This is a genomic window from Pseudomonas sp. No.117 (genome assembly GCF_054558395.1).
Genome location: NZ_BAAJNP010000010.1, coordinates 63,843 through 76,663, shown reverse-complemented (window position 1 = coordinate 76,663; position 12,821 = coordinate 63,843). Strand labels below are relative to the sequence as shown.

Below are 12,821 nucleotides of genomic sequence, written 5' to 3'. Positions count from 1 at the left end.
GGAGGATGGCGACGTCGTGCGGGATCACCGCAGGGGCACCAGGGCTCACGAACCCGCCGGAGGATGCTGGCGAGGGGAAAGCGGATCATACACGCGGGCACCAGGGCTGCACAGCAGCGCTGGCGCCCTGAGTTTAGGGCTTGTCTAAAAAGTCGCCGAGCGAAGGTCAGGCAAGGCAAAAATCCGTGAGGAAGCGGAGTTTACGAGTGGTAAATGAGCATTCCGATCGGACTGGCGACCCAGCGGATTTTTAACGCCGCATGATCGAGCGCAGGCACTTTTAAGACAAAGCCTAGGGCGCTTCCTGTTCGCCGTCGGGGGCGTCTTCCAGGTATTCATCCATGGGCTCCTGGCCGGCCAGGGTCTTGAGGCTCAGGTCCACGGCTTCGGGCAGGGTGATGTCGACGCGCTGCTTGTCGCCCCCTTCCAGCGAGGACTCGTAGCTCAGCGCATGGCGCAGGTGGCCGTTCTCGAGGATGGCACCGACGCTGGCCAGCTGGGCGGCCGCGGGTGCCAGGCGCTCCAGGGCGGCCTTGGGCCAGGTCGCCTCGACGGTCGCGTTGCAGGTATAGAAGCCTGCGTCGCCGCTGTCCGACGGCTCCTCCTGGGTCTTGATGTCGACCAGCGAGACCTGGCCGGCTTCCAGGGCGGGCTGGCCGGCAGCGATGTCCTCGGCGTAGATCTCGTTGATGGTCTGGGCGTATTGCTGGCGGACCAGTTCGGCGGTCTTGGCCGCATCGCAGCTGTAGTCATAGCCACCGCAGCCAGTCAGGGAAAGCACCGCAGCTGTGAGTATGAGGTGACGTCTGGACATGCCTGAATTCCTTGGAACGATGGTAGAGCGTGGCGGTGCCGGCCGAACCCGCGTCGATCCGCAGGACATGACATCGGCGCAGCGATCGGGGATGGGGAGGGCCCATGGTGCAGCCGCTCGCCCATCCTGTCCATCAGACGCCGCCAGCGTCCTTCAGGACACCCGGCCAGACCGGCCGGTTCGCGTCCTGCTTCAGGCGCGATCAGCGCTTTCGCAGGTCTCGAAGTCCTTGCTGTCGACGCGGTTCATGCTGTCGAAGCCGATCGAGTAGACCTGCTCCTTGCCATCCTTGTTGAGCACATAGTTGTTGCAGGTGCCCGGACGATACTTGCGGGTATAGGTGCTCGACGGGGTACCGCCGATACGCAGGACATCAGCCTTGCTCATGCCCTTGTCCACCTGCTTCACCAGCGGCTGCTCGCGGAACTCGACGCGGCCCACGGTGTAGTCGGCGGTGTTCTTGACCGAGGCGCAGCCCGCCAGGACGGTGCCAGCCAACAGGGCGGTCGCGACTGCAATCTTCTTGTTCATGGTGTGATCCCTTCAAAGGCGGAAGTGCCTGACACTTCGACGATGGCAACGCCGATAAATTCGCTCTCCGTCGCACTTCTCGCCGTTCGCCTTTCTGACAGCCGACGCCGTGGCGACGGCAAGTGACTGTATCTAAAGCTGATTCTTCAAACGAACGCTATATCCCCGTTTTTTAAGGAATATTTTGTTCGAACGGCAGTTGACAGCTGCCAGGCGGCAGGCGATCTTTGGCGTTATGTTGTAACTTCCCAGCCGTTTCTCGTTTCTTGCGAGGACTTCATGAATCGCCGTCGTCTGCTCAATCTGATCCTGGCCGGCATGACCTTGCCCGTCGGGTTGCCCGCCTTTGCCGCCCGTCAGCAACTCAAGGGGGCACGGGCCTGGCAGGATGCCGACAAGCTTCGCCTGGTGTTCGATCTCACCGGGCCGGTGCGCTACAAGACCTTCACCCTGGTGGCGCCGGATCGCATCATTCTCGACCTGGCCGATACCCAGGCGCCCGCGGTGCTCAACCACCTGGCACTGCAGGGATCCCCGGTCCGCGCCGTGCGCAGCGCCCACTACGGCGCCCAGGACACCCGCGTGGTGCTGGAGCTGGCGCACCCGGTGGAAATGGAAAGCTTCATCCTCGGCCCCGGCGAGGGCGCCGCCAATCGCCTGGTCCTCGATCTCAAGCGCGCCGGTGCGCCGGTGGTCGCGGCACGCCCGCCGGCCGACGCCGAGCCGCCGCTGGAAGTGAAGCGTGGCAAGGGCCTGGCCGCGGGTCGCGACATCATGGTAGTGGTCGACGCCGGCCACGGTGGCAAGGATCCTGGCGCCCTGAGCGCGCGTGGCGATCGGGAAAAGGACATCGCCCTGATCGTGGCGCAGAACCTGGCGCGCCGCATCAACCTGCAGAAGGGCTTCAAGGCCAAGCTGGTGCGCAACGACGACTTCTTCGTGCCGCTGCGCAAGAGGGTCGAGGTCGCGCGCAGCTACAACGCCGACATGTTCGTCTCGGTGCACGCCGATGCCGCCCCGCGCCGCACGGCCTATGGCGCCTCGGTCTATGCGCTGTCCGAGGGTGGGGCCACCTCGACCACGGCGCGTTTCCTCGCCGACAGCGAGAACAACGTCGACCTGATCGGTGCCAACGAGATCCTCAAGGGGCGCGACCCCATGCTGGCCGGCGTGCTGCTGGACATGTCGATGAACGCCACCATCTCCTCGAGCCTGGACCTGGGCCACAAGGTGCTGGGGCAATTGTCGAGCATCACCAACCTGCACCAGAAACGGGTGGAGCAGGCCGGCTTCGCTGTGCTCAAATCGCCGGACATCCCCTCGATCCTGGTCGAGACCGGCTTCATTTCCAATGATCGCGACTGCCGACGCCTGCTCGACAGTCGCCACCAGAAGCAGCTGGCCGATTCGATTTTCGCCGGGCTGCATGGCTACTTCCAGGAGCGGCCACCACTCGGCACCTACCTGGCCAGCCTGAAGAACACCCAAGGAGTGACATGAGTGTGCAAGACAAGGCGCGTCGTTACTGGCGCGTGGTGGTACTGGCGCTAGGCGCCCTGTGCGTCGTGGCCGGCCTTATCGGCTACGGCCAGGGCGGCGGCAAGGCGAGCGGTACCCAGGAAAGCTTCGTCAACAAGGTCTGGCAGATCCGCACCAGCAACAGCATCGAGCCGGGCATGCTCTACGTCTTCCTCAGCGACGGCACCCTGGTGATGGGCTCGCCCAGCAGCCAGCCGTCCCTGGGGCGCTGGACGCGAACCGAGAAGGGTCTGAACCTGATCGAGGAAGGCATCACCTATCCCACGGAAATCCTCAGCCTCAAGCGCGACGAATTCCGCATCCGCAGCCTGAATCCCGGCGATCCGGTAGAGCTGCAACTGGCCCCGGCGGCGCCCTAGGGCGCCATCAGGCGTCGTCGGCGGCGTAGCGCTGCTCCTGCCAGGGGTCGCCCCGGTCGTGATAGCCGCGCATCTCCCAGAAGCCTGGCGTATCGCCCACCCGGAAATCGATGCGTCTCAGCCACTTGGCGCTCTTCCACAGGTAGAGGTGCGGGATCAGCGCCCGCACCGGTCCGCCGTGCTCGGCCGTCAGGGGTTGACCTTCCCAGCTGTGCACCAGCATGGCCCCGGGCGCGGCGAAGTCGGCCAGGGGCAGGTTGGTGATGTAGCCGTCGTAGCTGTGCAACAGCACATGGGTCGCCTCTTCGCGCGGTTGCACCTCCGCCAGCAGTTCGCTCACCGGCAGGCCTATCCAGTGGTTGTCGTAGCGTGACCAGGTGGTGACGCAGTGCATGTCGTTGACCGCGTGGGTGGTCGCCCGCGCGGCGAAGGTGTCCCAGTTCCAGCGCAGCGTCTGCCGCACCGCCCCGGTCACCGCCAGTTGCCAGCGTGCCAGGCTGACCTCGGGCCGGACGCCCAGGTCCAGGACCGGCCAGTTGCTGACGCGGTGCTGGCCGGGTGGCAGCCGCTCGCTCTCCGGACGTGCGCGCTCACCGGTCAGGAAGCGTCCCTCCTGGGCCCAGCGTTCCTTGGAACGGGTCAACTTGCTTGGCTCGTCGCTCATCGGTGGATCCTCCTCGCAGGTCCTGCGCATCTGACCACGGTGCAGGCCTTTCGTCGGCAAGGGGCGAACCCAGACGGCGTCTCGTGCCTCCTATCCTGCAGGCACTCAGAGAGGCGCCTCCTTTTTCTTAACCTGCCGGAGAACGACCATGGTAGATGCAACCCAGATCAAAGAGCATGCGGAAGTCGTCGGTTCGGATGGTGAGCACGTAGGCACCGTCGACCACATGGAAGGTGCCGATCGCATCAAGCTGACCAAGCGTGACCAGGACGCCCAGGGCAAGCACCACTACATTCCGCTGAGCTGGGTGAAGTCGGTGGAAGGCACCCAGGTCCGCCTGGTCAAGACCCGCGACGAAGCCGAGCGTGAGTGGCAAGCCGCCTGATCAAGCGTTCGGTTAACGAAAAGCCCCGCACTGGCGGGGCTTTTTGTTGGGCGTCGACTGGGGTCAGTTGATGTATTCGAACAGCTTGACGATGCGCTGGACACCCGAGACGCTCTGGATCAGCTGTACGGCATGGGCGGCTTCCTGCTGGGTCACCAGGCCCAGGAGGTAGACAATGCCGTTTTCGGTGACCACCTTGATGCGCGAGCCGGGAATGTCTTCGTCGGCGAACATCTGGGTCTTGATGCGGGTGGTCAGCCAGGAGTCGTTGCTCCGCGCCAGCAGCGAGGAGTTGGCGGTCACCTGCAGTTCGTTGTGCACGGTCTTGACCCGCTGCACGCTGCGCACGGCCTGTTCGGCCTGGGCCTTGAGGTCGGCCCGCGGGGTCTGGCCGGCGATCAGCACCACGCCGTTGTAGCTCACCACCACGATGTGCGAGCTGGCGAGATCGGTATTGGCCTTGGAAATGTTGACCGCGGCCTTGGTCTCGATCAAGGCATCGTCCACGGTGCTGCCGAGGGTACGGGTGCCGCGGTTGTCGTCGATGGGCTTGTCGCGGCTGGCGGTGACCACGTTGCTGCAGCCAGCCACGGCGAAGGACAGCGCCAGGATGGCGAGGAGGGGAGCCTTCTTCATTCTTCGCTTCCAAACAGTTGCTGATCGATCTGGTCGCACAGGCAGTGAATCACCAGCAGGTGCACTTCCTGGATGCGGGCGGTGACCTTGGCCGGAACGCGGATCTCGACGTCTTCGGGCAGCAGCAGCGAGGCCATGCCGCCGCCGTCGCGACCGGTGAGGGCGACCACGGTCATCTCGCGGTCGTGGGCGGCCTGGATCGCCTGGATCACGTTGGCCGAGTTGCCGCTGGTGGAAATGGCCAGGAGGATGTCACCGGGCTGACCCAGGGCGCGGATCTGCTTGGAGAACACCTCGTTGTAGCTGTAGTCATTGGCAATGGAGGTCAGGGTCGAGGTGTCGGTGGTCAGCGCCAGCGCCGGCAGGCTGGGGCGCTCGCGCTCGAAGCGGTTCAGTAGCTCCGAGGAGAAGTGCTGGGCATCGCCGGCGGAGCCGCCATTGCCGCAGGTGAGGATCTTGCCTTCGTTGAGCAGGGCCGCAACCATGACCTGGCTGGCCAGATCGATATGGGGAATCAGGACTTCCATCGCCTGACGCTTGGTTTCGATGCTGTCCCGGAAGAGTTTCTGGATGCGGGCGTGGGTGTCCATCGCGATATCTTTGACCTGTGCAGTGGAGGGCCTCAGGCCTCGAAGGCTTGGGTGATCCATTCGAGTGACTGAGGGGACGCGTCGGCCCCGGGGCCGATCGCGATCACGTCGAAACGACAGGGCCGCTTGGCCCAGCGCGCTTCGGATTGCAGAAAGAGGGCGGCGCTGTTGACCAGCCGTTGCCGCTTGCGGGCATCTATGCTTTCCGCGGCACCGCCCCAGGCGGTATGCCGGCGAGCGCGCACCTCGACGAATACTACTGTATCGCCGTCGAGCATGACCAGATCGAGCTCACCACCCCGCCAGCGCCAGTTGCGCGCGATCAGCCGCAGGCCGCGCGTCTGCAGGAACTGCAGGGCGCGGTCCTCGGCCTGCTGGCCGCGTTGCAGATGCGGGGCCTGCTTCACGGCGTGCTGAGCGAAGCCGGCACGCTGGTGGCGGGCAGCGGTGCGTTGCTGGCCGGCAGCGGCTGGGCCACGCCGTTGCGGAATTCCGCCCAGGGCAGGTGACGCACCACGCGCTGGTCAGGTGCCACGCTCAGATTGCCGGACAGGCCGGGCAGCTCGGAGTTGGGCAGCGCCTTGAGCTGCTGCAGGTGCAGCGCCAGCAGGTAGGCGTCGGCGCCCATGGCGTACAGGCGGCCGATGCTGGTACCCGCCTGGGGCCACTGGCCGGTGATCTTGGCGCGCAGCGGATTGCTGGGGTCGAGCAGCCAGGGGGTCTCGCAGAACAGGATGCCGTTCAGGTCCTGGTTGACGCCCGGCTCGTTGACCCCGCTGTTGAGGTTGGAGGTCGCGTACACCGGCAGGTCGCGGGCGTTCTGGTAGACCAGGATCGGCTTGATCTGGCGCGCCTGGGCCGGTGTCGCGGCGAGGAAGATGAAGTCCATGCCCTGGCGCATCTGCAGCAGGCTGGTGATGCGATTGGCGATCTCCACCGGTTGGCCGATCCGCTCGGCGGCGACCAGGCGGCCACCGAGTTGTTGCCATTCGCCCTGGAAGGCGGCCAGCACGCGGCTGCCCCAGTCACCCTGGGGCACCATGGCGCCGGCGCTGCGCTTGCCGTCGGCCCAGGCACGGCGGGCGGCTTCGCGGGCTTCGTCTTCGGCGGCAAGGCCAAACTGGAAGAGTTGCGGCGGCTGGGCGCCCTGGCTGTCGCCATAGTTCAGCGCCAGGGTATTGATCGGCAGCTGCGGGCGATCGCCCAGTTGCTTGACCAGGTTCTTCTCCAGCGGGCCGACCACCAGCTGGATGCCGGCGGCCTGGGCCTGGCGGTAGAAGGCGTCCAGCGAGCCCATCTGGGTGCTGTCGTAGACCGTCACGGTCGGGACGGGCTGGTTGGCGGCCAGGGCTTCGTAGCGGGCGGCCATGAAGCCATCCTGCAGCGCGCGGGAGACGCCGGCGAGCTGGCCCTGCAAGGGCAGCAGCAGGGCGACCCGGTTGAGCGGTTCCCGCGCCAGGGTCTTCAGGCGCTCCAGGTCATCGGGCAGGGTGCGCGCGGCGGGATGACCGGGATGCTGCTTCTGCCAGTCCTCGATGGCGGCCAGCTGCTGATCCAGCGCCAGGTTGCCGCGGGTGATGGCCGCCAGGGCCAGCCAGCCATTGAGGTCGGCGTCCTTCACGCTCTGGCGCAGTTGCGCATCCGGCAGGCTGGTCACCAGCTGCCAGATCTGCTCGCGATTATCATGGGCGGCGTCGCCGTCGAGCAGCGGGCCGAGGAAGATCCGCTCCTGGGCGGCAGCGAGCGCCTGGCCATTGGCGGCCTGGGCACCGGCCTTGGTCAGGCCGCTGCGGATCTGCTGCTGCGCCGGCAACTCGCCCAACTGGGCGAAGCTCGGGTGATCGAAGCGCTTGAGCGCCTGCGCCGGTTGCTTGTCGAGCAGGTCGAGCTGGGCCAGCAGGGTCTGGGCGAACATCTGCTGCGCCGGCTTCAGGCCTTCCAGGTTGATAGAGCCCAGGATCTGCCGCGCCTCACGGGAATTCTGCTGGGCGTAGGCCTTGTCGGCGGCGGTCAGGCGCAGCAGGTTGGCCTGTTCGGATTGGCTGGCGCCGGCCTGGTTCAGCAGTTGCTCGATGCTGGCCTGGCTGGGCTGGGGCAGTTCCCCGAGCGTGCTCGTGGTAGGCGTGCTGCTACAGGCGGCGAGCAGGGCGAAGGCGGTGGCGCAGAGCAGCGGACGCAGGCGGAACTTCATGCGGTGGTTCCTGAGCTAGGGTCTGGAAAGGGCCCGATTGTCTCACAGCACCCAGGCGCTGCGAACGCCGAGGGCGAGAGCGGCGTACACTGTTGGGCTATTTCCAGTCCGTCAGGTTTCATCATGATTTCGCCCGGTACTCTTTATGTGGTTGCCACCCCCATCGGCAACCTGGACGACATCACCGCCCGCGCCCTGAAAGTCCTGCGCGAAGTGGCCCTGATCGCTGCCGAGGACACCCGTCATTCGTCGCGCCTGCTGCGGCATTTCGGGATCGAGACGCCCCTGGCGGCCTGTCATGATCACAACGAGCGGGATGCCGGTGGCCGCTTCATCGCCCGCTTGCTGGCCGGCGACGACGTCGCCCTGATCTCCGACGCCGGCACGCCGCTGATTTCCGATCCGGGCTTTCACCTGGTCCGGGCGGCGCGCGCCCAGGGGGTCAGGGTTTCGCCGGTGCCCGGGGCCTGCGCCCTGGTCGCGGCGCTATCGGCGGCCGGCCTGCCATCGGATCGCTTCAGCTTCGAAGGCTTCCTGCCGGCCAAGGCGGTGGGGCGCCAGGGGCGCCTGGCCGCGCTGCGCGAAGATCCGCGGACGCTGATTTTCTACGAGGCACCCCACCGCCTCGACGAGTGCGTCGCCGACATGGTGGCCACCTTCGGCCCCGACCGGCACATCGTGCTGGGCCGCGAACTGACCAAGACCTTCGAAACCCTGCGTGGCCTGCCCGCCGTGGAGTTGCAGGCCTGGATCCGTGCGGACCTGGATCAGCAGCGCGGCGAATGCGTGCTGCTGGTAGCCGGCTGGACGGCGCCCGAGGACGCCGAGGTCGACGCCGAGACCCTGCGCATCCTGGATCTGCTACTGGAAGAACTGCCGGTCAAGCGCGCTGCCGCCCTGGCGGCGCAGATCACCGGGGCGCGCAAGAATCTGCTGTACCAGCTGGCCCTCGAGCGCAAGGCCGAGTGATCGGCGTTTCCTGGACATCTTTCCTTGTTATCCGGCACCAGTCTCTATACCCTTGCGCCGCGAGAGCCGACCGGGCAGTCGCTGTCGTGATCCGCAAGGGTTGCGAGGGAGGAAAGTCCGGGCTCCATAGGGCGAGGTGCCAGGTAACGCCTGGGAGGCGTGAGCCTACGGAAAGTGCCACAGAAAATAACCGCCTAAGCGCGCGAGCGCCGGTAAGGGTGAAAAGGTGCGGTAAGAGCGCACCGCACGGCTGGCAACAGTTCGTGGCTAGGTAAACCCCACCTGGAGCAAGACCAAATAGGAATCCATAGGCGTGGCCCGCGCTGGATTCGGGTAGGTCGCTAGAGGCAATCAGCGATGGTTGTCCCAGAGGAATGACTGTCCTCGACAGAACCCGGCTTACAGGTCGGCTCTCGCATCCCCCTCCCTCCCAGGGTGCTCTGCCTGGGGCTCCAGGCGCCTCTTCATAAATCACTTTAATCAATTGAGCCAATCAATTGACTTCATTTCCGTTTGTCGGAAATCGATGTCGTTCGTCCTGTCCGTGAACTCGTGCAATTTGCTCGAAATCCGCGTCCCACGCGGCCTGGGAACCCCTTCGCTTACCTTGACTGAAAGTGGCCCTCCTCAATATAGTGGCGGCCGGTGGTACGAAGTGGGACGAAGTGGGATTAAATGGCAGGAAGAGCCTATTAGAGGACGCGACATTGTTTCGGGGAGCGAACGCCATCAGTCTCGACGCCAAGGGGCGCGCCGCGATGCCGAGCCGGTATCGTGACGAGCTGCTGGAGCGTTGTGCCGGCCAGCTCATCGTGACGATCGATGCGGTCGATCCCTGCCTTTGCGTCTACCCCCTGCCCGAGTGGGAAATCATCGAAAGCAAGCTGCGGCAGTTGCCCTCGCTACGCGAGGAGACTCGCCGCTTGCAGCGCTTGCTGATCGGCAACGCGGTGGACCTGGAACTCGACGGCAGTGGCCGCTTCCTGGTGCCCCCGCGCCTGCGTGACTACGCCAAGCTGGACCGCCGGGTGATGCTGGTCGGGCAGCTCAACAAATTCCAGTTATGGGATGAGGACGCCTGGAGCGCCGTGTGCGACGCGGATCTCCTGGCAATTAAAGAACCCGGCGGTATGCCGGATGAAATGCGCGACTTGATCCTGTGACCATGAACCCAGTCTTCCACCACGTCTCCGTTCTGCTGGACGAGGCCGTACAGGCATTGGCGATCCAGCCTGCCGGCCGTTACCTGGACGGTACCTTCGGCCGTGGCGGTCACAGCCGGGCGGTATTGCGCCTGCTGGGTGGGGAAGGGCGCCTGCTGGGTTTCGACAAGGATCCCCAGGCGATCGCCGCGGGTCAGACGCTGGCCAGCGAGGACTCCCGCTTCGAGATCGTCCAGCGCAGCTTCGCCGAACTTGGCGATGAACTGGTCAGTCGTGGCTGGTCCGGGCAGGTCGATGGCGTACTGCTCGACCTGGGCGTCTCTTCGCCCCAGCTCGACGACCCCGAACGCGGCTTCAGCTTCATGCAGGACGGTCCACTGGACATGCGCATGGACCCGAGTCGGGGCCAGAGCGCCGCTGCCTGGATCGCCACGGCCGCCGAGGCCGACATCGCCCAGGTGTTCAAGGAATTCGGCGAAGAACGCTTCGCCAAACGCATGGCGCGTGCCGTGGTGCAGCGCCGTGAAGTCCAGCCCTTCGAGCGCACCGCCGATCTGGCCAAGGTACTCACCGAGGCCAATCCGGCCTGGGAAAAGGGCAAGCATCCTGCGACCCGCGCCTTCCAGGGCCTGCGCATCTACATCAATCGTGAACTGAGTGACCTCGAGCAGGGCCTGCAGGCCGCCTACGAGCAGCTGGCGGTCGGTGGGCGGCTGGTGGTGATCAGCTTCCACTCCCTCGAAGATCGCATCGTCAAGCAATTCATGCGCCGGCTGGCCAAGGGCGAGGCCGACCAGCTGCCGCGCGACCTGCCCATCCGCGCCACGGTGTTCGAGCCCTCGCTGCGCCTGCTCGGCAAGCCCATCTATGCCAGCGAAGGCGAACTGGCCGCCAACCCCCGTGCTCGCAGCGCCGTCATGCGCGTTGCCGAGAAACTGAAATGAGCCGGCTGTTCGTGAAGAAGCTGCCCCTGGGCAGCAGCGTCATGCTGGTGCTCTTCGCCGGCGTACTGCTGTCGGCGGTGGCGGTGGCCTACAGCGCCCACTGGAATCGCCAGCTGCTCAATACCCTCTACGGCGAGATGGCCATCCGCGACAAGGCGCAGGCCGAGTACGGCCGCCTGCTGCTGGAGCAGAGCACCTGGACCGCCCATAGCCGGGTCGAGGCCCTGGCCAGCGGCCAGTTGCAGATGCGCATCCCCGATCCGGCCGAAATCCGGATGGTCAATCCGTGATAGGCCTCATCGCGCGCCTGCCCTGGCGCTTCAGCCTGATCCTCGGGCTGTTGCTGGTCATGGTCGGCACCATCGTCTGGCGCATCGTCGACCTGCACGTGATCGACCGCGCCTTCCTCAAGGGGCAGGGCGATGCGCGCAGCGTGCGCACCATTCCGATTCCGGCCCACCGCGGCCTGATCACCGATCGCAACGGCGAACCGCTGGCGGTCAGCACCCCGGTCACCACCCTGTGGGTCAATCCCAAGGAACTGGCCGGTGCCGAGGATCGCTGGCCGTTGCTGGCCGATGCCGTCGGCCAGCCGCGGGCAGAGCTGAGCAAGCGCCTCGAGCAGAACGCCAGCAAGGAATTCCTCTACCTGGCGCGAGGACTCACCCCCGAGCAGGGCGAGGCGGTGATGACCCAGGTCAAGGCGCACAAGATTCCCGGTGTCTACGACATCGAGGAATTTCGTCGTTTCTATCCCGCGGGCGACGTGGCGGCCCACGTGGTCGGTTTCACCGACATCGACGATCACGGTCGCGAAGGCATCGAGCTGGCCTTCAACGAGTGGCTGTCCGGCGTGCCGGGTCGGCGCCAGGTAGTCAAGGATCGCCGTGGCCGGCTGATTCGCGATGTGCAGGTCGCCAAGAACGCCAAGCCGGGCAATACCCTGGCACTGTCCATCGACCTGCGCCTGCAGTATCTCGCCGCCCGCGAACTGCGCAATGCCCTGACCCAGTTCGAAGCCGAGGCGGGTAGCCTGACCATCGTCGACGTCAAGACCGGCGAGGTCCTGGCGATGGTCAACATGCCCACCTACAACCCCAACAACAGACGCAGTCTCGAACCGGCCGCCATGCGCAACCGGGCGATGATCGACGTCATGGAGCCCGGTTCGGTGATGAAGCCGATCTCCATGACCGCTGCCCTCGCCAGCGGTCGCTGGAAGCCCACCGACAAGGTCAACGTTTATCCCGGCTCGCTGCAGATCGGCCGCTACACCATCAAGGACGTCTCCCACAGCGATGGCGCCCTGGACCTGACCGGCATCCTGATCAAGTCCAGCAACGTCGGCATGAGCAAGATCGCCTTCGACGTCGGCGGCGAGAACATCTACAACGCCATGCGCGCCGTGGGGCTGGGCCAGGACACCGGCCTGGGCTTCCCCGGCGAGCGGGTCGGCAACCTGCCCAATCATCGCAACTGGCGCCCGGCCGAGACCGCGACCCTGTCCTATGGCTATGGCCTGGCGGTGACCGCGGTGCAGCTGGCCCATGCCTATTCGGTGCTGGCCAACGACGGTCGCTCGGTGCCCCTGTCCATGGTGCGCCTGGACAAGGCCCCGGCCAGCGACCAGGCGGTGGACGAACGGGTCGCCAAGACCCTGCAAGGCATGTTGCAGCAGGTCGTGGAAGCCCCCGGTGGGGCCTTCCGCGCCCAGGTGCCTGGCTACCACGTAGCGGGCAAGAGCGGGACCGCGCGCAAGACCAGCACCGGTACCCGCGGCTACGCCGAGAATTCCTATCGTTCGCTGTTCGCCGGCTTCGGCCCCACCAGCAACCCGCGCCTGGCCGCGGTGGTGGTGATCGACCGGCCGAGCAAGGGCGGCTACTACGGCGGTGTGGTGTCGGCGCCGGTGTTCAGCCGGGTCATGTCAGGTGCCCTGCGCCTGATGAACATCCAGCCGGACAACATCCAGCCGCTGCCGGTGCAGCAGCAGGTCCAGGCCGCCAGCAAGCCGCTGCTGGTCGGGGAGCGTGATC

General features: G+C 65.8%; 14 protein-coding genes, 1 other RNA gene and 1 pseudogene. 9 read left to right on the top strand and 7 right to left on the bottom strand.

Annotated elements, in window-relative coordinates; genetic code table 11:
• Positions 1-292 precede the first annotated feature (292 nt).
• Positions 293-814, bottom strand: a complete 522-nt coding sequence (locus tag ACYJP6_RS23005) for a hypothetical protein (RefSeq protein WP_145007176.1) — start codon at positions 812-814, stop codon at positions 293-295.
• A 192-nt stretch (positions 815-1,006) separates the two neighbouring features.
• The gene (osmE, locus tag ACYJP6_RS23000; RefSeq protein WP_007162073.1) at positions 1,007-1,345 is read right to left on the bottom strand and encodes an osmotically-inducible lipoprotein OsmE; all 339 of its coding nucleotides are present in this window, start codon (positions 1,343-1,345) and stop codon (positions 1,007-1,009) included.
• Between the two features lie 279 nt (positions 1,346-1,624).
• Between osmE and ACYJP6_RS22995 the strand changes: the two genes are divergently transcribed.
• Together ACYJP6_RS22995 and ACYJP6_RS22990 are read left to right on the top strand one after the other, a co-directional pair.
• Complete coding sequence (locus ACYJP6_RS22995; protein ID WP_459478198.1) at positions 1,625-2,845, top strand: N-acetylmuramoyl-L-alanine amidase; 1,221 nt, start codon at positions 1,625-1,627, stop codon at positions 2,843-2,845.
• Positions 2,842-3,243: a hypothetical protein gene (locus ACYJP6_RS22990; RefSeq protein ID WP_459478196.1), complete on the top strand. Its 402-nt coding sequence runs from the start codon at positions 2,842-2,844 to the stop codon at positions 3,241-3,243. The genes ACYJP6_RS22995 and ACYJP6_RS22990 overlap by 4 nt, the downstream gene beginning before the upstream one ends.
• A 7-nt stretch (positions 3,244-3,250) precedes the next feature.
• Here ACYJP6_RS22990 and ACYJP6_RS22985 read toward each other — a convergent pair whose 3' ends face one another.
• A complete protein-coding gene (locus tag ACYJP6_RS22985) occupies positions 3,251-3,907 on the bottom strand; it encodes a sulfite oxidase-like oxidoreductase (RefSeq protein ID WP_459478194.1) in 657 nt (218 codons plus the stop codon).
• A gap of 148 nt (positions 3,908-4,055) precedes the next feature.
• Between ACYJP6_RS22985 and ACYJP6_RS22980 the strand changes: the two genes are divergently transcribed.
• Positions 4,056-4,292 carry a DUF2171 domain-containing protein gene (locus ACYJP6_RS22980; RefSeq protein WP_459478192.1) on the top strand — a complete coding sequence of 79 codons (237 nt, stop codon included), beginning with the start codon at positions 4,056-4,058 and terminating at the stop codon, positions 4,290-4,292.
• 63 nt (positions 4,293-4,355) lie between these two features.
• Here ACYJP6_RS22980 and ACYJP6_RS22975 read toward each other — a convergent pair whose 3' ends face one another.
• Genes ACYJP6_RS22975 through ACYJP6_RS22960 form a run of 4 tightly spaced genes read right to left on the bottom strand, consistent with a single transcriptional unit; the run spans position 4,356 to position 7,709 of the window.
• Positions 4,356-4,928 (bottom strand): BON domain-containing protein, encoded by a 573-nt coding sequence (locus tag ACYJP6_RS22975; protein WP_459478190.1) that lies wholly within the window; start codon positions 4,926-4,928, stop codon positions 4,356-4,358.
• Positions 4,925-5,518: a phosphoheptose isomerase gene (locus ACYJP6_RS22970; RefSeq protein ID WP_007162067.1), complete on the bottom strand. Its 594-nt coding sequence runs from the start codon at positions 5,516-5,518 to the stop codon at positions 4,925-4,927. The genes ACYJP6_RS22975 and ACYJP6_RS22970 overlap by 4 nt, the downstream gene beginning before the upstream one ends.
• 32 nt (positions 5,519-5,550) lie before the next feature.
• Positions 5,551-5,925, bottom strand: coding sequence for a YraN family protein (locus ACYJP6_RS22965; RefSeq protein WP_459478188.1), 375 nt, complete (start codon positions 5,923-5,925; stop codon positions 5,551-5,553).
• Positions 5,922-7,709, bottom strand: a complete 1,788-nt coding sequence (locus ACYJP6_RS22960) for a penicillin-binding protein activator (protein WP_459478186.1) — start codon at positions 7,707-7,709, stop codon at positions 5,922-5,924. The genes ACYJP6_RS22965 and ACYJP6_RS22960 overlap by 4 nt, the downstream gene beginning before the upstream one ends.
• A 123-nt stretch (positions 7,710-7,832) precedes the next feature.
• On the opposite strand from ACYJP6_RS22960, the gene rsmI reads away from it, so the two are divergent.
• The 6 genes and pseudogenes from rsmI to ACYJP6_RS22930 all read left to right on the top strand — a co-directional run bounded on the left by rsmI (position 7,833) and on the right by ACYJP6_RS22930 (position 12,819).
• Positions 7,833-8,678 (top strand): 16S rRNA (cytidine(1402)-2'-O)-methyltransferase, encoded by an 846-nt coding sequence (gene rsmI / locus ACYJP6_RS22955; RefSeq protein ID WP_459478184.1) that lies wholly within the window; start codon positions 7,833-7,835, stop codon positions 8,676-8,678.
• Between the two features lie 62 nt (positions 8,679-8,740).
• Positions 8,741-9,096, top strand: an RNA gene (rnpB, locus tag ACYJP6_RS22950) — RNase P RNA component class A.
• A 289-nt stretch (positions 9,097-9,385) separates the two neighbouring features.
• Positions 9,386-9,841, top strand: a complete 456-nt coding sequence (mraZ, locus tag ACYJP6_RS22945; RefSeq protein ID WP_459478451.1) for a division/cell wall cluster transcriptional repressor MraZ — start codon at positions 9,386-9,388, stop codon at positions 9,839-9,841.
• A gap of 2 nt (positions 9,842-9,843) precedes the next feature.
• The gene (gene rsmH / locus ACYJP6_RS22940) at positions 9,844-10,785 is read left to right on the top strand and encodes a 16S rRNA (cytosine(1402)-N(4))-methyltransferase RsmH (protein WP_459478182.1); all 942 of its coding nucleotides are present in this window, start codon (positions 9,844-9,846) and stop codon (positions 10,783-10,785) included.
• A complete protein-coding gene (ftsL, locus tag ACYJP6_RS22935) occupies positions 10,782-11,075 on the top strand; it encodes a cell division protein FtsL (protein WP_007162061.1) in 294 nt (97 codons plus the stop codon). Before rsmH ends, ftsL begins: the two co-directional genes overlap by 4 nt.
• 59 nt (positions 11,076-11,134) lie before the next feature.
• Positions 11,135-12,819, top strand: a pseudogene (locus ACYJP6_RS22930) (peptidoglycan D,D-transpeptidase FtsI family protein).
• The last annotated feature ends 2 nt before the right edge of the window (positions 12,820-12,821 follow it).